The sequence below is a fragment of the Pseudomonas parafulva genome (genome assembly GCF_000800255.1).
Lineage (GTDB): Bacteria > Pseudomonadota > Gammaproteobacteria > Pseudomonadales > Pseudomonadaceae > Aquipseudomonas > Aquipseudomonas boreofloridensis.
In genome coordinates this window covers 2,728,070-2,750,279 of sequence record NZ_CP009747.1, presented here as the reverse complement: position 1 = coordinate 2,750,279, position 22,210 = coordinate 2,728,070, and the positions used below count along the sequence as shown (strand labels likewise).

The 22,210-nt window shown below is 58.4% G+C and carries 20 protein-coding genes; 16 read left to right on the top strand and 4 right to left on the bottom strand.

Going from position 1 to position 22,210, the window contains the following annotated elements:
* Positions 1 to 3: 3 nt before the first annotated feature.
* From NJ69_RS11725 to NJ69_RS11715, 3 genes are read left to right on the top strand one after another with little or no spacing between them, the layout of a single operon-like run.
* Entirely contained in the window at positions 4 to 1,281 is a 1,278-nt protein-coding gene (locus tag NJ69_RS11725) for an O-antigen translocase (protein WP_080754810.1), read from the top strand.
* Positions 1,275 to 2,183, top strand: a complete 909-nt coding sequence (locus NJ69_RS11720; RefSeq protein ID WP_039579260.1) for a glycosyltransferase — start codon at positions 1,275 to 1,277, stop codon at positions 2,181 to 2,183. Before NJ69_RS11725 ends, NJ69_RS11720 begins: the two co-directional genes overlap by 7 nt.
* An 18-nt stretch (positions 2,184 to 2,201) precedes the next feature.
* A complete protein-coding gene (locus tag NJ69_RS11715) occupies positions 2,202 to 3,275 on the top strand; it encodes an EpsG family protein (protein WP_039579258.1) in 1,074 nt (357 codons plus the stop codon).
* Between the two features lie 94 nt (positions 3,276 to 3,369).
* Here the strand turns inward: NJ69_RS11715 and asnB are convergent, their stop codons facing one another.
* A complete protein-coding gene (asnB, locus tag NJ69_RS11710; protein WP_039579241.1) occupies positions 3,370 to 5,331 on the bottom strand; it encodes an asparagine synthase (glutamine-hydrolyzing) in 1,962 nt (653 codons plus the stop codon).
* A gap of 145 nt (positions 5,332 to 5,476) precedes the next feature.
* Here asnB and NJ69_RS11705 point away from each other — a divergent pair, with 145 nt between their 5' ends.
* The 10 genes from NJ69_RS11705 to NJ69_RS11660 all read left to right on the top strand — a co-directional run bounded on the left by NJ69_RS11705 (position 5,477) and on the right by NJ69_RS11660 (position 16,307).
* Entirely contained in the window at positions 5,477 to 5,701 is a 225-nt protein-coding gene (locus NJ69_RS11705) for a hypothetical protein (RefSeq protein ID WP_155290533.1), read from the top strand.
* A 409-nt stretch (positions 5,702 to 6,110) separates the two neighbouring features.
* Positions 6,111 to 7,388 carry a Vi polysaccharide biosynthesis UDP-N-acetylglucosamine C-6 dehydrogenase TviB gene (gene tviB / locus NJ69_RS11700; protein WP_039579238.1) on the top strand — a complete coding sequence of 426 codons (1,278 nt, stop codon included), beginning with the start codon at positions 6,111 to 6,113 and terminating at the stop codon, positions 7,386 to 7,388.
* Positions 7,389 to 7,437: 49 nt separating this feature from the next.
* Positions 7,438 to 8,463, top strand: coding sequence for an NAD-dependent epimerase/dehydratase family protein (locus tag NJ69_RS11695; protein WP_039579236.1), 1,026 nt, complete (start codon positions 7,438 to 7,440; stop codon positions 8,461 to 8,463).
* 82 nt (positions 8,464 to 8,545) lie between these two features.
* Positions 8,546 to 9,640 (top strand): dTDP-glucose 4,6-dehydratase, encoded by a 1,095-nt coding sequence (gene rfbB / locus NJ69_RS11690; RefSeq protein WP_039579234.1) that lies wholly within the window; start codon positions 8,546 to 8,548, stop codon positions 9,638 to 9,640.
* Positions 9,637 to 10,503: a glucose-1-phosphate thymidylyltransferase RfbA gene (gene rfbA / locus NJ69_RS11685; RefSeq protein ID WP_029613730.1), complete on the top strand. Its 867-nt coding sequence runs from the start codon at positions 9,637 to 9,639 to the stop codon at positions 10,501 to 10,503. The genes rfbB and rfbA overlap by 4 nt, the downstream gene beginning before the upstream one ends.
* A 78-nt stretch (positions 10,504 to 10,581) precedes the next feature.
* Positions 10,582 to 11,712, top strand: a complete 1,131-nt coding sequence (locus NJ69_RS11680) for a glycosyltransferase family 4 protein (protein WP_039579232.1) — start codon at positions 10,582 to 10,584, stop codon at positions 11,710 to 11,712.
* On the top strand, positions 11,712 to 12,674 hold the full coding sequence (locus tag NJ69_RS11675; protein ID WP_039579230.1) for a UDP-glucose 4-epimerase family protein: 963 nt from the start codon (positions 11,712 to 11,714) through the stop codon (positions 12,672 to 12,674). The genes NJ69_RS11680 and NJ69_RS11675 overlap by 1 nt, the downstream gene beginning before the upstream one ends.
* A 5-nt stretch (positions 12,675 to 12,679) precedes the next feature.
* Positions 12,680 to 13,690: an MraY family glycosyltransferase gene (locus NJ69_RS11670; RefSeq protein WP_029613732.1), complete on the top strand. Its 1,011-nt coding sequence runs from the start codon at positions 12,680 to 12,682 to the stop codon at positions 13,688 to 13,690.
* An 87-nt stretch (positions 13,691 to 13,777) separates the two neighbouring features.
* On the top strand, positions 13,778 to 15,772 hold the full coding sequence (locus NJ69_RS11665; RefSeq protein WP_039583243.1) for a polysaccharide biosynthesis protein: 1,995 nt from the start codon (positions 13,778 to 13,780) through the stop codon (positions 15,770 to 15,772).
* A gap of 211 nt (positions 15,773 to 15,983) precedes the next feature.
* Positions 15,984 to 16,307 carry a ComEA family DNA-binding protein gene (locus tag NJ69_RS11660; protein WP_039579228.1) on the top strand — a complete coding sequence of 108 codons (324 nt, stop codon included), beginning with the start codon at positions 15,984 to 15,986 and terminating at the stop codon, positions 16,305 to 16,307.
* Positions 16,308 to 16,355: 48 nt separating this feature from the next.
* On the opposite strand, the gene NJ69_RS22410 is transcribed toward NJ69_RS11660, so the two are convergent.
* On the bottom strand, positions 16,356 to 16,523 hold the full coding sequence (locus NJ69_RS22410) for a DUF2897 family protein (protein WP_080754748.1): 168 nt from the start codon (positions 16,521 to 16,523) through the stop codon (positions 16,356 to 16,358).
* Between the two features lie 178 nt (positions 16,524 to 16,701).
* On the opposite strand from NJ69_RS22410, the gene pyrF reads away from it, so the two are divergent.
* Positions 16,702 to 17,403 (top strand): orotidine-5'-phosphate decarboxylase, encoded by a 702-nt coding sequence (gene pyrF / locus NJ69_RS11655; protein WP_029613735.1) that lies wholly within the window; start codon positions 16,702 to 16,704, stop codon positions 17,401 to 17,403.
* A gap of 39 nt (positions 17,404 to 17,442) precedes the next feature.
* Here pyrF and NJ69_RS11650 read toward each other — a convergent pair whose 3' ends face one another.
* Positions 17,443 to 18,444 carry an NADP-dependent oxidoreductase gene (locus tag NJ69_RS11650; RefSeq protein ID WP_039579220.1) on the bottom strand — a complete coding sequence of 334 codons (1,002 nt, stop codon included), beginning with the start codon at positions 18,442 to 18,444 and terminating at the stop codon, positions 17,443 to 17,445.
* A gap of 228 nt (positions 18,445 to 18,672) precedes the next feature.
* Between NJ69_RS11650 and NJ69_RS11645 the strand changes: the two genes are divergently transcribed.
* Positions 18,673 to 19,437 carry an SDR family oxidoreductase gene (locus NJ69_RS11645; RefSeq protein WP_039579218.1) on the top strand — a complete coding sequence of 255 codons (765 nt, stop codon included), beginning with the start codon at positions 18,673 to 18,675 and terminating at the stop codon, positions 19,435 to 19,437.
* On the opposite strand, the gene NJ69_RS11640 is transcribed toward NJ69_RS11645, so the two are convergent.
* Entirely contained in the window at positions 19,388 to 20,560 is a 1,173-nt protein-coding gene (locus NJ69_RS11640) for an MFS transporter (RefSeq protein ID WP_052192102.1), read from the bottom strand. The genes NJ69_RS11645 and NJ69_RS11640 overlap by 50 nt on opposite strands.
* 146 nt (positions 20,561 to 20,706) lie before the next feature.
* Here NJ69_RS11640 and NJ69_RS11635 point away from each other — a divergent pair, with 146 nt between their 5' ends.
* Positions 20,707 to 22,104, top strand: a complete 1,398-nt coding sequence (locus tag NJ69_RS11635; RefSeq protein ID WP_039579213.1) for a PLP-dependent aminotransferase family protein — start codon at positions 20,707 to 20,709, stop codon at positions 22,102 to 22,104.
* Positions 22,105 to 22,210 lie beyond the last annotated feature (106 nt).

Sequence of the window (22,210 nt, the reverse complement as noted above, 5' to 3'; positions counted from 1 at the left end):
AAGATGAGAAGAGTCGCGCGCAGCGGGTTGTTGTTGAGTGCGGCTCTGACTACCCTTGCTCAATTGTCCAAGATCGGCGTCGGTTTCCTTCTGCTCAAGCTGGTAGCGGTTTACCTCGGTGTTGAGGGCATGGGCCAGTTGGGCAATTTCATGAGTGCCGTATTGTTCTTGTCGCTTTTGGCGGGTGGAGGAATCCAGAACGGGGTCATCAAGTACGTGGCTGAATACAAAGCTCGTCCGCGAGAGTTGCTGCGTTTCTTGGCAGATGCACGATACTATTCATTGGTGTTTTGCAGCGTAATCGTGTTGATCGCAATTGTTTTTCAAGCGCCCTTGGCTCGATTCCTAATGGGTGATGAGAAATTTCAATGGCTGATCGTAGTCATGGGGTTGGCCCAATTTGGATTTGCCTTCAGCAATCTTGTAAATGGCACAGCTAATGGTTTGCACAAAACCAAGGTGTATGCCTCCATTCAGATTATCGGTAACTCGATCACGTTGCCGATCGCTTGGTGGCTGACCCGCCAATATGGGCTAGCGGGTGCAGCGCTGGCCATGTTGACGTTTTACCTTTCTTACACGTTGCCAGCCCTGTACTTTTACGCTCGCTCAAGACTTCGCCCTACCATTCGATGGCGCACATTCGAATGGCCACGCATGCGCAAGTTGTGCAGCTTCACGTTGATGGCGATTGTAGGCGCCCTGAGCGTGCCGGTCGTAGAGATCGTCGTTCGACAGTCCTTGACTGACAGTGTTGGCCTTGAGGCTGCCGGGTTATGGCAAGCCTCCATCAAGCTGTCCAGTGCGTATATGGGCTTCTTTGTCGTGTTCCTGGCGGCTTACTTCATGCCGATCGTCTCTGCTGAGCAAGATCGACAGCGGGTAGCGAACACCGTACGTAAGTTCATGCTTTTGGTGATGGGCCTGTTTTTCGTAGGTGCGTCGGTGCTTTACTTGATGCGGGGGTTTTTCATTCCGCTTTTGCTCTCACAAGAATTTTCTGGGCTCACGAGCTATATACAGTACCAGTTGATTGGTGACTTTTTACGTATTTCGACCTATGTGATCGGTTTCGTCGTGGTAGCGAAAGCAGCCACGCGCCTGTATGTGATGGTGGAGATAGGCCAAGGTCTACTGTTCTGCTCCTTAAGTGTGCTCGCACTGCATCAAGGTTGGGGGCTGCAAGGCGTGTTCATTGCCCATGTCGTGATGAATGTCATTTACTTTTTGAGCTCTGTCACGGGCTTTTATATTTATTCAAGAAGGACTGCTCGATGCTGACAGCAACTGTCGTTGTTTCTTGTTACAGGCAGGAAGAGTACATCGAAGAATGTCTCGATAGCATCCTCAATCAAGAGATTAACTTTCCTTGCGAAATCATCGTTTCCGATGATTGCTCGCCAGATAATACTCAGGCCGTTATTCGTCGCTATGCGGATGCCCACCCTGGACGACTCACACTGCTTTTGCGCGAAAAAAATGTCGGCGCAGCACTCAACTATCATGGTGTTCATGCCATGGCCAAAGGTGATGTCGTTTTCCATTTCGATGGTGACGATGTGATGATGCCTGGGAAGTTGCAGGAACAATACGACCTGTTTGTCGAGCATTCAGACGTCAACATCGTGTTCCACAAAGCCATCTACTTCTCCGATGATCGGAGCTACCAGTCGATGACGGTGTACCCAGGAGAGCAAGCGCCTTATCACACATTCTTTACATTGTCTGAACTGGCTCGCTGGGGCGCGACCTGTGTGCACAGCTCCTACGCCTACCGCCGATCCTCTCGTCAGGCGAGCATCGACCGGGAGTTCATGGAGTGGTTCTTTGCCATGGACTCGTTGATTCGCGAGGGGCGCGGCGTTTACATCAACAAGCCGTTGGTCATGTACCGCTGCAATCCTGGTAATGGTTCCTACTTGTCGACGGTGGCGGGTAGAAAAAAAGCGTATTCGATTTATTTTGGCGACATCGCCCATTATTTCGAAAAACATAATGAGCTGCGAACTGATCTTTATGCCAACTTCCTGGTTACCCTGTTGGCCATGGCGCGATCGACCAAGTCAGTGTTCCGGACATCACTGATGTTCGCTATCAGGCATGTCGGGTACTTTAGGCTGTCAAAGTTTCTGGAAACGGTACGTGTTCGTAAGACGGTAGGGCCCAGGGATAGAGTGCGATAAGTCACAAAGGTATCGGTTATGCTTTATCTGACGTTGTATGACGACGTTTTCTTTGTGGTGCTTACGCTGTTATTGACCTTCGCGGCGGTGAAGTTTCGCCTGAGAAATATACCTAATTATCATTTGGTCGCCTTTTTCGAAGCGTTTCTCATCTTGCTGGTTACGCTGCTGGCCTCGTGGTTCATTAGTACTCGGCCTGCCGAAATCGAGGGTGATACGTCTGTCTACTTGGATTTCTACGAGACGGTTGTCAATGGAACGGGGCATCCGTTCGCAATCTTCGAGCCCGGCTTCGCAGTAATCACGCTCTTCCTGTCCGAAATGGGATTGGATCTGCGCGTTTTATTCTTTGTGGTGCCGCTGCTGCTGAGTTTGAGTTATCACCGTCTCGCTGTACGAGTGTTCGGCATTCGCTCATCAATGACAGTCATGGTGTTCGCCTGCATCCTGATCTACCCGTTTTTTCTTTCTCTGACGGCCAACGTCATTCGTCAGGGGCTGGCAATGGCACTCGTGCTGCTGGCTATCTCCAGGCTGTTAGGTGGGCAGAAATGGCGGCCTCGCCTGCTGGCGTTGGTGTCCTTGGTGTTTCACAAATCAACGGTCATCCTTCTGCCGTGGGTGTTTTTCAGGCGGACAACTGCCAAATTACCTGTCTCACTGTTGCTGCTGGTTTGGATCTTGGTGTCGGCATGCTCGGTGTTCGGGATTTTCAAATCCTTGGCAACATTGCTATTTGACCAGCTGGCCGCGATGGGCGTATCAATCAATTATGGTGATACCTCAGCCATTGATTACCAAACAGGCTTCAGGCTGAGTTTCTGGCTGTTCTCATCCTGTTCGATCTTCTTCCTTTTGTGCATGAAGGCTGTGGGTTTTACCGATCGGCGCATGATGATGTTGTTCAAGATGTCGGCTTACTTTGGCATCGTTCACATTCTGACGTTCGACGTTGCCTACAATGATCGATTCGGCCTGTACGTCTGGATGCTGTATCCGATACAGGCATTCTACTTGGCTCGCTGCGTCTTGGTGCGCCTTAGTCGGGCTACCACTTACGACAGAGCGCCAGTCCGCCTGCCTTATGAGTAGTAGTTCAATCTGACTTGCGGGCAATCTCGTTTACACGAGATTGCCCTTGTCTTGGCTGTGTTCGAACTGTCTGCGCAAGGACAGCGATCGAGCGTCAACCCGCCGGATGGTTTTCCTCAAGCCACGCCTGGAACATCAGGATGTTCCAAAGATGGTAGGCCCAGTTTTTCGCCCCGCTCAGATGTTCTTGCCATTTTTGCTGAATGGGCCCGGGGTGGAAGTACCCTTCCTTGCGCAATCGTTGTTCGTCGAGCAATGCCTGCGCCCAATCGCGAAGTGGGCCGCGTAGCCATTCGTCGATTGGAATGCCGAAGCCCATCTTGGGGCGATCGATCAGTTCTTGCGGAACGTGGCGATACAAGACTTGGCGAAGTATCCACTTGCCGACCCCGTCCCGTTGCTTCAAGGCATGCGGCAGTTGCCAGGCAAATTCCACTACGCGGTGGTCCAGCATGGGGACACGAGACTCGAGCGATGTGGCCATCGATGCCCGATCGACTTTGGCCAAGATGTCGTCAGGAAGATAGGTGAGCAAGTCCAGGGCCATCATTCTCTCCACGGGCTCGAGACTGCTCAGGTCCGGCATTGCGCCAGTCAAAATCGTAGCGGGTTCCGCGCCGCCTATGACGATGTACGCAGGATCCGACCACTGAGAGACCAGGCCGTAATAAAGAGCTTCCACGGAAGTGGAGTTGAGTACGCCAGCACCTTTGTGCAGGTGATCGCCGATGCGTGGGCTCGAGCCGGGTAGCCAGCCGGCCAAGCGGCTCCAGGTAGCCGGGGAGAGCGCGGTGATCGAGCGTGAAAGCGCGGTTCTCACAGGTTGTGGCAGTTTGGAAATCTTGCCCCAGGTATTCGCTGTGACGTTGTAACGCCGATACCCGCTGAACAACTCATCCCCTGCGTCGCCCGACAACGAAACGGTCACATGCTGGCGGGCCAGTTGCGAGACGAGATAGGTGGGGATCTGCGACGAATCGGAGAAGGGCTCGTCGTACATGGTCGGCAGTTGAGGAATAACTGCCATGGCTTGTTCCGGTGTTACGTAGAGTTCGGTGTGTTGCGTTCCCAGGTGTTTCGCGACAGCCTTGGCGTGCTCCGCCTCGTTATAACCCTTTTCGTGGAAACCGATGGTAAAGGTACTGATCGGCCGGGACGACTGGGACTGCATCAAGGCAACGATCGTCGATGAGTCGATGCCGCCTGAAAGGAAAGCGCCCAGCGGAACGTCGGCCATCATCTGCAAAGAGACTGCGGACTTGAGCAGTGTCTCCAACTGTTCGACCGCCTCTTCTGGTGCGAGGCTGCGCTGCCGTTGCGAAGTGCCCTCGGCCATGACGCTGGCAGCGGACCAGTACTCGGTGATGACAGGCTCAGGATGCTCGGGCGAAATCCTCAGCAGGCAGCCAGGCTGCAGTTTGTAGATGTTTTCATAAATGGAGTGAGGGGCGGGAATGTAGTTGTGGCGCACGTACAGCGCCAATGCGGGTCTGCTGATGGCGGCCGCAAAGGCCGAGTGAGCTCGCAGTGCCTTGAGCTCCGAGCCAAACAGGAACACGGTGTTGCCTTGACCTTGCTGGCAGCCGTAGTACAGCGGCTTTTCGCCGAGCCGATCTCGCGCCAGGATCAGTTGGCGATCGTGCGTGTCCCACAGCGCGATGGCAAACATGCCGATGGCCGCTTTCAGTGTCGCCTCGATGCCCCAGGTCTCGAAGCCGGCCAGCAGCGTCTCGGTGTCGGAGTGGCCGCGCCAGGAGGCCGTTCTGCCCTCGCTTTCCAGGCGCTGGCGCAACTCCAGGTGATTGTAGATCTCGCCATTGAACGCCATGACGAAGCGCCCGGATTCCGAGGGCATCGGTTGATGCCCGGCCGGCGAGAGGTCGACGATGGCCAAACGTCGATGGGCGAGACCCAGGCCGACGACCGGATCGACCCACAGCCCCTCATCGTCCGGGCCGCGATGAACGATGGTGTCCGCCATCCGTTTGCTTTCCAGAAGCAGCGCTGCTTCGGACGACTGTCCTGTCAGATTGAAATGTCCTGCAAGTCCACACATAAGAGTAATCGCGTCAAGGTCAAGTATTGGGTAGATGAGAGCGCTGTATCGAGGCTCTGCTTGGAGAATCAGTCACAGCGCGGCAGGGGCCGTGGGCTGGAGGATTCGATGCTTAAGCGGGCACCGAAGTGCCCAGTCGGAATTCTTGGACATCGAACAACGTGCGCTCCCTTCCCTGATCGGTAAATCCTGTGTCCAGCACGTGCATGACTCTGCGAACAAGGCTCTGGGCCGGCGGGTCGGTAGTCTGGTTGCCCAGATTCACAATGATGTCGATGCCAAGTCGTGCGGCTGGGCGAAATCAGGCAAGGTTAGCAGGTTCATCATCGGCGCTGAAAGCGCGGATCGTATTGGCGACGGCGATCTTTAACCCAGTCGTATCGGGTTGATGAGATATCGTGTGGTCCATAGAACGTCCTGCGCTGGCGTCTGTCATATGGCCACCTGCCATGGATGATCCACCTCATTCATGTATTGACCCCAGTTACAACTGAAGGGCCAATGCGCGATTGTTGGTGTGGCCGGGGGTATTCACGTCTAGGGAAGGCAGCAGGTATGGGGTAGAATGCACGCCCAGTGATACCTAACGACGTGGGATATCGCGCTCGCGCAACACACGCGAAGGCGCAGTCATGTCACCGGCGCGGTTGCGATCACAGGCGTATATCAGAATCACTCAGGGAGGCGGCGGCTGATGGGTCGCCAACCCGAATGGAAGCAGGGGAGTGACGGAGCCTGTTCCATACAGTTTTTTTCCGTGACATTACTTGGGATAAGGCATGTTTTCTCTAGAGAATATTAAGCTGGCTGTTATCGGCCTTGGCTACGTCGGTCTGCCACTGGCGGTCGAGTTTGGTAAAAAGCGCTCGGTGGTTGGCTTTGATATTAGTCGGCCGCGTATCGAAGCGCTTGCCAAAGGTACCGATTCCACGCTTGAAGTCAGCGATGAGGAGCTTGCCGAAGCTTCAGGGCTGCGTTTCACCACTCAAGTCGATGAATTGAAAAGCTGTAACGTCTTTATCGTTACCGTGCCCACGCCGATCGACGCGTACAACCAGCCTGACCTGACCCCGTTGATCAAGGCCTCCGAAACCATCGGTTCGATTCTGAAGGCCGGCGATATCGTCATCTACGAATCCACTGTCTACCCTGGTGCGACCGAAGAGGATTGCGTGCCGGTGTTGGAGCGGGTATCGGGCCTGGTCTTCAACAAAGACTTCTACGCCGGTTACAGCCCTGAGCGGATCAACCCAGGCGATAAAGAACACCGTGTAGCGACCATCAAGAAAGTCACTTCCGGCTCCAATGAAGAAGTGGCTGAACTGGTCGACTCGCTGTACCGAGAAATCATCATCGCCGGCACCCACAAGGCGAGCAGCATCAAGGTCGCCGAGGCTGCCAAGGTTATCGAGAATACCCAGCGGGATCTGAATATCGCCCTGATCAATGAATTGGCGCTGATCTTCAACAAGCTGGGGATCGATACCGAAGCGGTGCTCCAGGCTGCGGGTACCAAGTGGAACTTCCTGCCGTTCCGTCCGGGTCTTGTCGGTGGGCACTGCATTGGTGTCGACCCTTACTACCTGACGCACAAGGCACAAAGCATCGGCTATCACCCCGAGATCATTCTCGCCGGTCGCCGCCTGAACGATGGCATGGCCGCCTATGTCGCTTCGCAACTGATGAAGGCGATGGTCAAGCGTCGCATCCATGTGGACGGCGCTCGCGTTCTGATCATGGGCCTGACCTTCAAGGAAAACTGCCCGGATCTGCGCAACACCAAGATCGTCGATATCGTCACCGAGCTGCAGGAATACAACATCCAGGTCGACGTCTTCGATCCATGGGTCAGCGCTGAAGAGGCGCAGCACGAATACGGCATCACGCCGGTCGCTGCACCGGACGCTGCTGCGTACGACGGCATCGTGCTGGCCGTGGCTCACCAGCAGTTCAAGGCAATGGGCGAAAGCCAGCTCCGCGCCTTGGGCAAGGACGCGCACGTGCTGTACGACCTCAAGTACCTGCTGCCAGCCACCTCCTCGGACCTGCGCCTGTAAACAGGGGGAGGTCATGACCTCCCCGATCCCCTCGAAGTGGTGACGCTATATGACTGCATATGAACAACTCATCGAATCCTTGCCGAAAACGCCGCGGACCTGGCTGGTCACGGGCGTGGCGGGCTTCATCGGCTCCAACCTGCTGGAAACGCTGCTAAAACTCGGCCAGCGCGTTGTCGGCCTCGACAACTTTGCCACCGGCCATCAGCGCAATCTGGACGAAGTGCAAGGTTCGGTGAGCGCCGAGCAATGGGCTGCCTTCAGATTCATCGAAGGTGACATTCGCAAGCTCGAGGATTGCGCCAAGGCCTGTGTTGGCGTGGATCATGTGCTTCACCAGGCGGCTCTGGGTTCGGTGCCGCGTTCGATCAACGATCCGATCACCACCAACGGCACCAACATCGATGGTTTCCTGAACATGTTGGTGGCCGCGCGAGACGAAGGCGTCAAGAGCTTCGTGTATGCCGCGAGCAGTTCCACCTATGGTGACCATCCCGGGTTGCCCAAGGTCGAGGACGTGATCGGCAAGCCGCTGTCCCCTTACGCCGTGACCAAGCTGGTCAACGAAATCTATGCCGACGTATTCGCCCGGACTTATGGTTTCAAGACCGTCGGCTTGCGTTATTTCAACGTCTTCGGCAAGCGCCAGGATCCCAACGGCGCGTATGCGGCCGTCATTCCCAAGTGGGCGGCGGCGATGATCGAGGGCGAGCCGGTCTATATCAACGGCGACGGTGAAACCAGCCGAGATTTCTGCTTCATCGAAAACACCGTGCAGGCCAACCTGTTGGCGGCCACCACCGATCGGGAAGAGGCCACGAATCAGGTCTATAACGTTGCCGTCAGTGGACGCACGAGCCTGAACCAGTTGTTCGCGGCGCTGCGTGATGCGCTGGCAGCCAACGACATCCAGTATCCCCACGATCCGGTCTATCGCGACTTCCGGGCGGGGGATGTCCGGCATTCGCAGGCCGATATCGGCAAGGCTCGGACGCTGTTGGGCTACGACCCAGGTTTCGACATTGCGGACGGTATCGCCAAAGCCATGCCTTGGTATGTTCGTTTTCTAAAATGATGGATGGCCAACGAGCAGGGTTGGGCGTGCTCAGTTCAGCACCCCACCGCCTCGTAGGTTTGAAGAAGGATGATGCGTGAAAATGAAAATTCTGGTGACCGGCGGCGCAGGCTTTATCGGATCTGCGGTGGTACGCCATGTGATCGAACACACCGAGGACAGCGTCGTCAACCTCGACAAGCTGACCTACGCGGGCAATCTCGAGTCCCTCGACGCGATTTCGGGTAATGACCGCTATCGCTTCGAGCAGGTCGACATTTGTGACCGTGCGGCTGTGGATCAGGTGCTGGCCCGGCATCAGCCGGATGTCATCATGCACCTGGCGGCCGAATCCCACGTGGACCGCTCGATCGATGGCCCTTCTGATTTCATCCAGACCAACATCGTCGGCACCTACACGCTTCTCGAGGCGGCGCGTGCCTACTGGTCGGGGTTGAGCGCCGAGGGCAAAGCGCGTTTCAAGTTCCATCACATCTCCACTGACGAAGTCTACGGTGACCTGGAAGGCCCGACCGATCTGTTCACCGAACAGACGCCGTACGCGCCTAGCTCGCCGTACTCTGCCAGCAAGGCCAGCTCCGACCACCTGGTCCGGGCCTGGCATCGCACCTACGGCTTGCCGGTCGTGGTGACCAACTGCTCCAACAATTACGGCCCGTTCCATTTCCCCGAGAAACTCATCCCGCTGATGATCCTCAATGCCCTGGAGGGCAAGGCGCTTCCGGTGTATGGCAGCGGCGCCCAGGTGCGTGACTGGTTGTACGTGGATGATCATGCGCGCGCGTTGTATACCGTCGTCACTCAGGGTGGCGTAGGGCAGACCTACAACATCGGTGGACACAACGAGCGCCGCAACCTGGATGTGGTGCACGCCATCTGCAGCCTGCTCGACGAACTGCGACCGGTCGACAAGAACCCTGCCGTGTCGGGCATCGCTCGCTATGCCGACTTGATCAAACACGTCGCCGACCGCCCAGGCCACGACCTGCGCTACGCCATCGATGCGTCCAAGATCGAAGCGGATCTGGGCTGGAAGCCCCAGGAAACCTTCGAATCCGGTATTCGCAAGACGGTCTCCTGGTATCTGGACAATCTGCAGTGGTGCCAGCGGGTTCAGGACGGCAGCTATCAACGTGAGCGCCTGGGCGCACAAGTTTCTGAAGGAACATCGGTATGAAGGGAATTGTGTTGGCGGGCGGATCGGGCACTCGGCTCTATCCGATCACCAAGGGTGTGTCCAAGCAGTTGCTGCCCATCTACGACAAGCCGATGATCTACTATCCGCTGTCGGTACTCATGCTGGCCGGCATCCGGGATATTCTGCTCATCAGTACCCCTGATGACATTGGCGGTTACCGTCGGCTGCTGGGTGACGGTAGCGACCTGGGTATCAACCTGACCTATGCCGAGCAGCCTTCGCCGGACGGGTTGGCACAAGCGTTCATCATTGGCGAGTCGTTCATCGGTTCCGATTCGGTGTGCTTGATCCTGGGTGACAACATCTTTTATGGCCAGGGCTTCACGCCGGTTCTGCAGAGAGCGACCGGTCGGACCTCAGGGGCTACCGTTTTCGGTTACAAGGTCAAAGATCCCGAGCGCTTCGGTGTCGTGGAGTTCAACAGCGACAAACGGGCTGTTTCGATCGAAGAGAAGCCAGCGCATCCCAAGTCAAACTATGCGGTGACCGGCCTGTATTTCTATGACAACGATGTCGTCGAAATGGCAAAGCAGGTAAAGCCCTCTGCACGCGGCGAGCTGGAGATCACCAGCATCAACCAGGCGTACCTGGAGCGTGGTGACTTGCATGTGGAGTTGCTGGGGCGCGGGTTTGCCTGGCTGGACACCGGTACCCACGAAAGTCTGCTCGAAGCTGGACATTTCGTCGAAACCATCGAAAAGCGCCAGGGCAACAAGATCGCCTGTCTTGAAGAAATTGCGTATCACAATGGTTGGCTCAGCGCAGACGATGTTCGGCGGATCGGTGTGTCGCTCAGCAAGAACAGCTATGGGCAGTATCTCCTTTCGCTGGTCGACCACTGAAAAGCGGTTGCGCCTTGCCCGTGGTCAATAAAGGTCGCGGGCGCAAAGGACCACGTGTTGATGGATAAACAATAAATTATGAAGCCGATTTTATTAATGATCGTGAATGACGCGGCTTTCTTTCTGTCGCATCGCCTTCCGATCGCCGAAGGGGCCAGAAACGAAGGCTACGACGTTCACGTGGCCACTCAAGCCGGCCCGTCCGTGGCCAAGATCCAGTCGCTCGGCTTCACATTCCACGAACTGAAGATCACCCGTAGCGGCAAGAATCCGCTCGGGGAGTTGCTCAGCCTGGTCAATATCGTGAAATTGTGCTGGAGCGTGCGCCCTGATGTGCTTCATCTGGTCACGATCAAGCCGGTGCTGTATGGCGGCATTGCAGCGCGTCTGTCTCCGGTCAAGGGCGTGCTGGCGGCTATCTCGGGACTGGGTTTCATCTTCATGAAACAGGGTAGAAAGGCGGCTTTGATCAGGGGTGTGGTGTCGACACTGTATCGACTGGCGCTCGGCAAGCGTAACGTGCGCGTGGTGTTCCAGAACCCCGATGACCAGCAGGCACTCATCGATCTGGGCGCAGTCACGGCGCAAAAGAGCGTCCTGATCAAAGGGTCGGGCGTGGACCTCGACCTGTACCAATGCGATGAGGAGCCGGCAGGGCCTGTGGTGGTGACCCTGGCCGCAAGGCTGCTCAAGGACAAAGGTGTCCTGGAGTTCGTCGACGCGGCGCAAATCCTGCGTGGACGTGGTGTCGAGGCCGTATTCAAACTGGTGGGTGATCCAGATCCTGGCAACCCGACCAGTATCGATCCGGCCCAGTTGCAGACGTGGGCTGCGGGCGACTTGATCCAGTGCCTGGGGTATCGATCCGATATCGCCAACGTGTTCAGGGCGTCGAACATCGTCGTGCTGCCCTCGTACCGAGAAGGTTTGCCAAAAGTTTTGATCGAAGCCGCTGCCTGTGGCAGAGCGGTGGTGACCACCAACGTCCCAGGTTGCCGTGACGCCATCGTGGCCGATGTCACGGGCTTGCTGGTGCCTGTGCGTGATTCCCAGTCGTTGGCCGATGCGATTCAACGTCTGGTCGAGGACGCAGCGCTGCGTCGGTCGATGGGCTTGGCGGGCCGAGCGTTCGCGGAGCAGACCTTCGCCATCCAGCAGGTCGTTGGCAAGCATATGGAAATCTACAGCACATTGAGGAGTCAGGCCTGATGCAACGACAAGTGCTGGTGACAGGCGCTACGGGGTTCGTGGGTTCCCGTGTGGTTTCGACCCTGGCGCGTGATCCTGGTTTACGCGTGCTGGCGGGTGTTCGCAAGACACCCCCCGCGCTGGCCCAGGGGGTGCACGCATTCATGATGCCATCGCTTGAACAAAGCGATTTCCAGGCATCGCTGCAGGGTATCGATTATGTGGTTCATTGCGCTGCACGTGTGCATGTCATGAACGATCAGTCGACCGACCCGCTCAGCGACTATCGCAAGATCAATGTCGAAGGGACGCTGGCGCTTGCGCGACGAGCCGCTCAAGACGGAGTCAAGCGATTCGTCTTCCTCAGCTCCATCAAGGTCAATGGCGAAACGACCAATCATAGAGCGCCCTACACCGCGGACGAAGTGCCAACGCCAGTGGATCCCTATGGTATTTCCAAACTCGAAGCTGAGCGGGCCCTGCTGGCGCTCGCACAGTCCACGGGCATGGAAGTGGTCATCGTTCGCCCTGTGCTGGTGTACGGCCCGCATGTGAAAGCCAACTTCCAATCCATGATGAAGTGGCTGAAAGCCGGGGTCCCGTTGCCTCTAGGGGCGATCAAGAACAAGCGCAGCATGGTCGCCCTGGACAATCTGGTGGATTTGATTCGTGTGTGCCTCATCCATCCCGCAGCTGCCGGGCAGGTGTTTTTGGCCAGCGATGACCAAGACCTTTCGACCACTGAGTTACTGAAGAAAACCAGTACTGCACTGGGCGTCAGTGCCAAGCTGTTGCCCGTGCCTGCCGGTTTGATCAAGACCGCAGCGTCTCTGGTGCGTCGTCCCGGTATCGCAGCTCGACTGTGCGACTCGCTTCAGGTCGACATCATCAAGACCAAACGCTTGCTCGAATGGACGCCTCCTCTGAGCGTCGACCAAGCGCTGAAACTTACAGCCCACGCATATCTTGAATCGGAACGCTAGCCTCAATGATTCTTTGGACGTTGTTTCCTGCAGTACTGCTGGTTGCCCTGGTGATGACCGGCGGGTTGCGCCGTTACGCACTGGCTCGCAGCATCATCGATATTCCCAATGAGCGGAGTTCCCACAGCGTGCCCACGCCGCGTGGCGGGGGCGTGGCGATCGTCGTCGCGTTCCTCTTGTCACTGCCTGTGTTCGCCAGCCAGTCGTTGCTGCCGGGCAACTTGATCTGGGCGCTGGTGGGTACTGGTTCAATGATTGCGCTGCTGGGTTTCCTGGACGATCACGGCCACGTCGCCGCTCGCTGGCGGCTGCTGGGGCACTTCCTGGGCAGCGCCTGGGCGCTGTTCTGCCTGGGCGGAATTCCGCCTCTGCATGCCTTCGGTCTGGACATCGATTTCGGTGGGTTCGGCTATGTACTGGCGCTGTTCTACTTTGTCTGGTTGCTAAACCTGTACAACTTCATGGACGGCATCGATGGTTTGGCCAGCGTCGAGGCGATCTGTGTGTGCCTGGGGGGCGTTGTCCTCTATGTGATCAGCCATCATTTCGAGCAGTCCTATGCGGCGTTGGCATTGGCCTGTGCGGTTGCAGGTTTCCTGTTCTGGAACTTCCCGCCGGCGCGCATCTTCATGGGCGATGCCGGTAGCGGGTTCCTGGGTGTAGCATTGGCCATTCTGTCGCTCCAGGCCGCCTGGGTGGACTCGGCACTCTTCGCAGGCTGGTTGATCTTGCTCGGGGTCTTCGTCGTCGATGCCACCGTAACGCTGATTCGCCGCCTGCTGCGGGGCGAAAAAGTCTACGAAGCGCACCGCAGCCATGCCTACCAACACGCCTCCCGGCAGTTGGGCAGCCACAAGCCTGTCACGATGGCGGTACTCTTGATCAACGTGCTCTGGCTCTTTCCGTTGGCGTGCATGGCCGTCTCGGGCTGGCTCGATGGCGGGGTGGCACTGGTCATTGCCTACCTGCCCTTGGTACTGCTGGCCATCAAGTTCAGATCGGGTATGCCGGGTTAACATTCAAGCGCAGGCCTTCCATCAGGGGGCTGCAGCAAAGGCCGCAGCCGTCTCGGAAATGCCCGAGCAGAGGAATTAGAGATGCATATGGATAGACTGAGAAAGCGGATGGTTTCACTGCCGCGTAAACATAAACGCGCGATACAGGTCACCGCGGACTTGGTTGTAGTGTGGTTGGCACTGTGGTTGGCTTTCGTCGTTCGCATGGGGTTGGATGAGCTGGTCAATCCTGTGGTAACGCATTGGTGGCTATTTGTCGCTGCCTCCATCGTCACCATCCCGATCTTCATCCGGTTCGGGATGTACCGTGCGGTGATGCGTTATTTCGGTAACGATGCCCTGATCACCATCTTCAAGGCAGTGAGCCTGTCTTCGCTGTTGTTGGCATTGGTCGTGTATTGGTATGGAAACCACACCGTGGTGGTTCCACGGTCGATCATTTTCAACTATTGGTGGTTGAGCTTGCTGATGATCGGTGGCGGGCGCTTGCTGATGCGTCAGTATTTCCTCGGCGACTGGTATGCCGCTCGGCAACATGTACCCTTTGCCCGTCGTGACAATGGCTTGCCCAAAGTCGCGATCTATGGCGCCGGCGCTGCTGGCAACCAGCTCCTTGCAGCGCTGCGCATGGGGCGTACGATGCAGCCGGTGGCATTCATCGATGACGACGAGTCCTTGACCGATCGGACGATTTCCGGCTTGCAGGTGTTCAAAGGCTCTGATATCGAGCGCATGCTCAACGTCACCTCAGCCGAAGAGGTGTTGCTGGCAATTCCCTCGGCCAGTCGCTCCCGACGCCGAGAAGTGCTCAGCGCATTGGAACAGTACCCTGTGCACGTACGCAGTGTCCCAAGCGTCGTGGACTTGGCGCGTGGCGCGGTTAAGGTGGATGACATCCAGGAAGTCGATATCGCCGACCTGTTGGGGCGTGACGCAGTGCCTGCGCAACCCGATCTGCTCGCTCGTTGCATCAGCGGGAAGGTGGTGATGGTGACCGGCGCGGGTGGCTCGATCGGCTCTGAGTTGTGCCGGCAGATCCTGATGCTCGAACCCAAGTGCCTGCTGTTGTTCGAGCACAGCGAATTCAATCTCTACAGCATTCACAGTGAACTCGAACAACGCATCACTCGCCAGGCGCTGCCGGTACGCCTGGTGCCGTTCCTCGGATCGATACGTCACTACAAGCACCTGTTCGATACCATGAGCACGTGGAAAGTCGATACGGTGTATCACGCGGCGGCCTACAAACATGTGCCCATGGTCGAGCACAACATCTCCGAAGGCGTCGCCAACAATGTGATGGGTACCCTTAACACCGCCCAGGCTGCGCTGCACGCCAATGTGGAAAACTTCGTCCTCATTTCCACTGACAAGGCTGTTCGTCCAACCAACGTCATGGGTAGCACCAAGCGTTTGGCCGAAATGATCTTGCAGGCGCTGAGCAAAGAAGTCGCACCGGTGTTCTACGGTGATGGTGCGAATGTCGCCAGGGTCAATAAAACACGTTTCACCATGGTGCGTTTCGGCAATGTGCTCGGCTCTTCTGGCTCGGTCATTCCGCTGTTCCATCACCAAATCAAGACGGGTGGCCCGCTGACGGTCACGCACCCTAAGATCACCCGTTACTTCATGACCATTCCCGAGGCGGCTCAGTTGGTGATTCAGGCCGGCTCCATGGGGCAGGGCGGCGATGTGTTCGTGCTGGATATGGGCGAACCGGTCAAGATTGCCGCGCTGGCTGAAAAGATGGTTCATCTTTCCGGGCTGACTGTCCGCTCCGAAAGCAATCCTCATGGCGACATTGCCATTGAGTTCACCGGTCTGAGGCCGGGTGAAAAGTTGTATGAGGAGTTATTGATCGGCGATAACGTTTCACCCACGTCTCATCCGATGATCATGACGGCCAGCGAAGACTTTCTGCAGTGGGGGCAACTTAAAGAGCAATTGAATCAGCTCCTCCAGGCATTGGCGGTCGATGACTTTGCTCGGGTCCGTCAGTCGCTGCGGGAGATGGTGAGTGGCTATTCGCCAGAAGGCGACATTGTTGACTGGGTTTATCAGCAGCGTCGGCAAGACATGTAGGTAAATGTACGGCTGACAGTAATCTAGCTGTCAGCTGTTTCTAGATCACGTTTGAGAAAATCGTTCGGACGAATGAACGTGATCAATTCTGTTACGGTTTAATCATTCGCCGCACCTGGGCGAATGCGCTGAGACTGGCTACGTTGAAAAGGGCAGCCAAGGAATTAGCTGCCCTTAAATGCGAAATGTACCAACGCACAGGAGTGCACTCATGCGCAATAAACTGATCAGAAGTCTTCTACTGCCACTTTTCCTGAGCCTGTCTGTCTCGGTCAGCGCTGCCCCTAGCGCCTCTACACCTGTATCGCCTTCGACGAGCGAAGTGTCGACCTCCGCAGTTACCCTGAACCTCAATACGGCGGACTCCGCAACCTTGCAAAAGGAGCTCTCCGGCATTGGCAAAGCCAAGGCGGAGGCCATCGTGGCCTATCGCGAGGCACACGGAGCATTCCAGACCGTAGACGAGTTGCTGGAGGTCAAAGGCATCGGAAGTACGCTCATCGAACGTAATCGGGGCAAGATGACCGTTCAGTAACAGGCCTATCAGGTCGGGGCCTGTGCCCCGACCTTCACTGTCGCTCAGTCACCGATCCCGCGCATCCTTGGCATCTGCCTCGGCATTGCGTTCATGTACTTTCTTCAACTGCTCGTCCGTCAGCGGCAATTTCTTCGCTGTATCGCGCAGCATCATCAGCCCACCTACGATGGAGCCGATGGCTACGATGAGTATCAGCCAGGCATACCAGGGCATTATCGTTCTCCTGTGATCGTGAAAATGCTGCTTGTCATGGTATCGGACCTAGGGCTGCGATCATGCGTTCCTCTACGGCCAGCCTTGTTCACGCCAACTGTATCGCTGCGTATCCCCAATCGACTCGCCACTTCGTTTACAATGCGCGCCGTTCACGACTTGCCACAGAGATCCGACCATGTCCGCCTGCCAGACGCCCCTGATCGTCGCCCTCGATTTCCCGACCCGTGAGGCCGCCCTGAAGCTGGCTGACCAGCTCGATCCTGCACTGTGCCGGGTCAAGGTGGGTAAGGAGCTGTTCACCAGCAGCGCATCCGGTATCGTCGAGACCCTTTGTGCCAAGGGCTTCGAGGTGTTCCTCGACCTGAAATTCCACGACATCCCCAATACCACGGCCATGGCGGTCAAAGCGGCTGCCGAGATGGGTGTATGGATGGTCAACGTGCACTGCTCTGGCGGCCTGCGCATGATGTCTGCATGCCGTGAAGAATTGGCCAAGCGCAGCGGTCCGCAGCCACTGCTGATCGGGGTGACCGTGCTGACCAGCATGGAGCGCGAGGACCTGGCCGGTATCGGCCTGGATGTCGATCCACAGGAGCAGGTGCTGCGCCTCGCTGCGCTGGCGCAAAAGGCAGGAATGGACGGCCTGGTGTGCTCGGCCTTGGAAGCTCCGGCGCTCAAGGCAGCTCATCCGTCGCTGCAACTGGTGACTCCGGGCATTCGCCCGGCAGGCAGTGCACAGGACGATCAGCGTCGCATTCTCACGCCGCGCCAGGCACTTGAAGCGGGCTCCGACTACCTGGTTATCGGTCGCCCTATCAGCCAGGCCGCGGATCCGGCGCAGGCGCTGGCTGCCGTGGTGGCCGAGATCCGTGCCTGATTGAAGCCAGTGGGGGCCGCATTGCGGCCCCCAGCGTGATCAAACCTTCAACACCAGCTTGCCGAAGTTTTCCCCGTTGAACAGTTTCAGCAGCGTTTCGGGAAAGGTTTCCAACCCGTCCACCACGTCTTCCTTGCTCTTGACCTTGCCGCTGGCCAGCCAGCCCGCCATTTCCTGTGCGGCCTTACCGTACTCCTTGACGTGGTCCATCACCACGAAGCCTTCCATGCGTGCGCGATTGACCAGCAGCGACAGGTAATTGGCCGGTCCTTTTACCGCTTCCTTGTTGTTGTACTGGCTGATGGCCCCGCAGATGACCACGCGCGCCTTGAAATTAAGACGGCTGAGTACCGCGTCGAGGATATCGCCGCCGACGTTGTCGAAGTACACATCAACGCCCTTGGGGCACTCGCGCTTGAGGCCCGCCAACACGTCCTCGGCCTTGTAGTCGATGACGCCGTCGAAGCCCAGTTCGTCCTTGAGGTACTGGCACTTCTGGGCACCACCGGCGATACCCACCACGTGACAACCTTTGATCTTGGCGATCTGTCCGGCGATGCTGCCCACAGCGCCTGCCGCACCGGAAATGACCACGGTATCGCCGGCCTTGGGTTGTCCTACTTCGAGCAGGGCGAAGTAGGCGGTCATGCCGGTCATCCCCAGCGCAGACAGATAGCGGGGCAGCGGGGCCAGGTTCGGGTCGATCTTGTGCACGCCCTGCGGGGTGCCAGTGAAATAGTCCTGTATGCCAAGCGCACCGCTGACATGGTCACCAGGCTTGTAGTCCGGATGGTTGGACGCGACGACCTCACCTACACCCAAAGCACGCATCACGTCGCCCAGCCCGACCGGCGGAATATAGGATTTGCCTTCGTTCATCCAGCCGCGCATGGCCGGGTCCAGCGAAAGGTAGAGGTTGCGCACCTGGATCTGGCCGTCCGCCGGTTCGCTCGCCGGAACCTGTTGATAGTCGAAGTCTTCCCGCCGGACGGCGCCGGTCGGTCGCTTGGCCAGCAGGAAGCGGCGGTTGGTCTGGGTCATGGAACGTCTCCGGGTAGATGGCAAAGTCTGTTGATAAACCGTCGAGTCTTACTGTTCAAGCCTGACCTGAATGGCGAATGCTCGTCGATCCAGCAGAGTGATTGAGTGCCATGCATAAAATCACCACCGACGATGTTACTGCAACGGCAGATCTGATGATGCTGCCCTGTGCCCAGTTGTGCTGGGTAGACTCACCGCCATGAGCCTTCATGTAAAACGGAGTGTGCGATGAGCATGACATTTTCTGGCCAAGTCGCTTTGGTTACCGGTGGGGCGGCGGGCATAGGGCGGGCGACGGCACTGGCGTTCGCTGCGCAGGGGCTGAAGGTGGTGGTGGCCGACGTGGATGCGGTCGGTGGCGAAGCGACGCTGGGGTTGATCCGTGAAAGCGGCGGCGATGGTCTGTTCGTCGCCTGCGATGTCACCCACGACAGCGATGTGCGCCAGCTCCACGAGCGCATCGTCGCGGCGTACGGTCGACTGGACTACGCCTACAACAATGCCGGAATCGAAATCGAGAAGGGCCGCCTCGTCGAAGGCAGCGAAGCCGAGTTCGACGCGATCATGGCGGTCAACGTCAAGGGCGTGTGGCTGTGCATGAAGTACCAGTTGCCGCTGATGATGATGGCCCAAGGCGGCGGCGCTATCGTCAATACCGCGTCGGTCGCAGGCCTTTGCGCGGCGCCCAAGATGAGCATTTATGCAGCGTCAAAGCATGCCGTGATCGGCCTGACCAAGTCGGCGGCCATCGAATACGCGAAAAAGGGTATTCGGGTCAATGCGGTGTGTCCGGCGGTGATCGATACCGATATGTTCCGTCGTGCTTACGAGGCCGACCCGCGCAAGGCAGAGTTCGCCGCAGCGATGCACCCGGTCGGGCGCATCGGCAAGGTCGAGGAGATCGCCAGCGCGGTGCTGTACCTGTGCAGCGATGGCGCGAAGTTCACCACTGGCCATAGCCTGACCGTGGATGGCGGCGCCACCGCCATCTGAGCCTTGGCCCGGCGCCGATCAGTGCAAGGGCCACCAGCGCGCATCCCAGCACCAGGGCGGCACCGAACAGTTGCAGAGCGATGTGGGCACCCAGTCGATCGCTGAGCAACCCGGTGAAGACGACCGGCAGGCTGAATCCCAGATAGGCGAGAAGAAAGAACCCGGCGCTGGCGCGCGGCTTCTCCGTGCCACCCAGGGCATTGACCGCCGCCAGACCGCCCAGGTAGATGAAGCCGTAGCAGGCGCTGCTGGCGGCCACTGCCCCGATCAACACGGCCATCAGTCTGCCGCTATCGGCCCCCCAGGCCAACAACAGGAAGCTGGGCGGCAGAATGACCAGCCCCAGCAGAGTCGCCGGCCTGCTGTTCAGGCGTCGGGCCAGCGGCTGGAACAGCACGCCGCAACTGATCACGCAGAAGGTAGAGAACCCTGACCATTGATCCAGGCCGTGTTGTCGCAGCACGCCCGGCACCAGCGCGATGACCAGCCCGGTGCAGGCCCAGGCCAGCAGAATGGCCAGCCCATAGGGCAAGCTGCCGGCTGGATAGCAGGGCAGGCGCAGCATCGGCGTGCGATGTGCATTGCGCTGATCGGGCAGGCGCCAGACCAGGAACAACGCAGTGGCTGCCAGCGCCAGGTGTAGAGGGAAACTGAGTGGCGTCAGGCTTGGACCACCCAGTAGGAACAGGCTGGTCAAAGCCGCTCCCAGGCCGAAGCCCAGCGACGTGCTGGCAGTGACCCAATTCGCCGCCCGTGTGGTGTCGCCATCGCCTTGCAGTTCGCCCATGTAGGCCGTGGCGAGGGTGGTCGAAAGCGCGGTGCCCACGCCCATCAGCAGTCGCGCCAGGGCCAGCGTCTGTAGTCCAGGCGCGAACATGACGAGCGTGGTGGCGATCATCGACAAGATCAGTGCGACCCTGATCAGCAGTCGGCGGCCCACCCGGTCGGCCAGCCCGCCAAACGCCAGGAGTACGGGCAGTACCCCCAGCACGTAGCTGGAGAAGGCCATGGCGGTGGCGGCGGCACCGTATCCCGAGAGGGTGGCATAGGTGGTGTAGAGCGGGGCTTGCAGGTTCACCGCCAGGGTGATCAGGCAAAGGGCAAAAGCCAGGCGTGCGGGCATGGGAGGTCCGTCTGGAAGTGGTGGATCAGGTGGTAAACACGGGGAGCCCCGTGCAATCAGCTTCGGTTCATGGCCTTGCACAGGCAAGGCACACCTCACGGGGATTTGTGATTAACTGTTCGCTAAAAATCGTCGAACACTTTGCCATGCACCTGACTCTGGATCGTCTCGCCGCCACACCCTTGGCCCAGCAACTCACTGAAAAACTGCAAGCCTGGATCGAGCAGCAGCGCCTGCGTCCTGGCACGCGCCTACCCTCCATTCGTAGCCTGGCCCGCACCCTGGCGATCAGCCATGGCTGTGTGATCGATGCCTATGATCGACTGGTCGCCAGCGGTTGGCTCGAAGCGCGCCATGGGGCCGGTTTTTTCGTCGCCGAGCGGATGTCTACCTACGCTCGAGACGATGCGCTGGCCTGGGGCGATGCCATCGATGGCAGTTGGCGGCAGTTCAGTGACGCCCATCCAGCACTGCTCAAGCTCGGTTGCGGCTGGTTGCCCGACGCCTGGCAGGCGCAGGAGGCGCTGGCCCAGGCGATACGCCAGGTGAGTCGCGGCGACCCGCAAGACTTGCTCCGCTACTGCCCGCCATTGGGAATGGCCGGGCTGCGGCAGCAGTTGCTCAAGCGTCTGGCGCAGTTGCAGATTCCCAGCGAGCCGGAGGGCGTGCTCACCACACAGGGCGCCAGCCACGGGCTGGACCTGCTGGTGCGCACGCTGCTCGTACCAGGAGATGCTGTGATCGTCGAAAGTCCCGGCTACTACAACTTGTTCAGCCTGTTGCGCCAGCACCAGGTGCGCATGCTGCCCTTGCCCCGCACCGCGACCGGGCCCGATCTGCGGGCGCTCGAGCAGCTTCTGGCTGAGCACCGGCCGCGCTGCCTGTTCATCAACAGCCTGTACCAGAATCCCACGGGTACCAGCCTCAGCCCCAAGACGGCCTATCGCGTGCTGGAACTGGCACGCGAGCATCATCTGCGGATCATCGAGGACGATATCTACGCCGACTTCCAGGATGGCCCCGCCACTCGCCTGGCGACGCTGGACAGCGAGCGGCAGGTGATCTACTTGTCGAGCTTCTCCAAGACACTGAGCAGTGCGCTGCGCGTGGGCTTTATCAGTGCAGATCCCGAACTCATTGCGCGCCTGGCGCAATTGAAGATGGTGACCGGCATTGGCACTTCCAGGTTCGTCGAGCAGGTGGTCGGACACCTGCTCGGCAATGGCAGCTATCGCAAGCATGTGCAGCGGGTGCGCGGGCGTCTGGCCGAGCACATGGCGAAGGCGTTGGGACAACTGGAAACCCATGGCTGGGAGGTACTCTGCGAACCCTACGGCGGCCTGTTCGTCTGGGCGCGCATGCCGGGTCGGGATTTCGCCTGGCTCGACCGCCTGGCCCTGGAGCATTCGGTGCTGCTCACGCCCGGCAGCGCCTTCGACCCCGTGGGCGGGCAAAGCGAGTGGCTGCGCATCAACGTCGCCTACGCACAGGACAGACGCGCCCAAGCGTTTCTCGCCGCTGCTGGACGCCCCGCAGTTAGCTGAAAACGACAGGTTCATAGCTATTTGACACCATTCTGACCGCAGGGCCTTGTGACCCGAGCCATGCGGTTGTCACTCTTGTGCCTTCGGCAACACCTAAGGGCGAGGG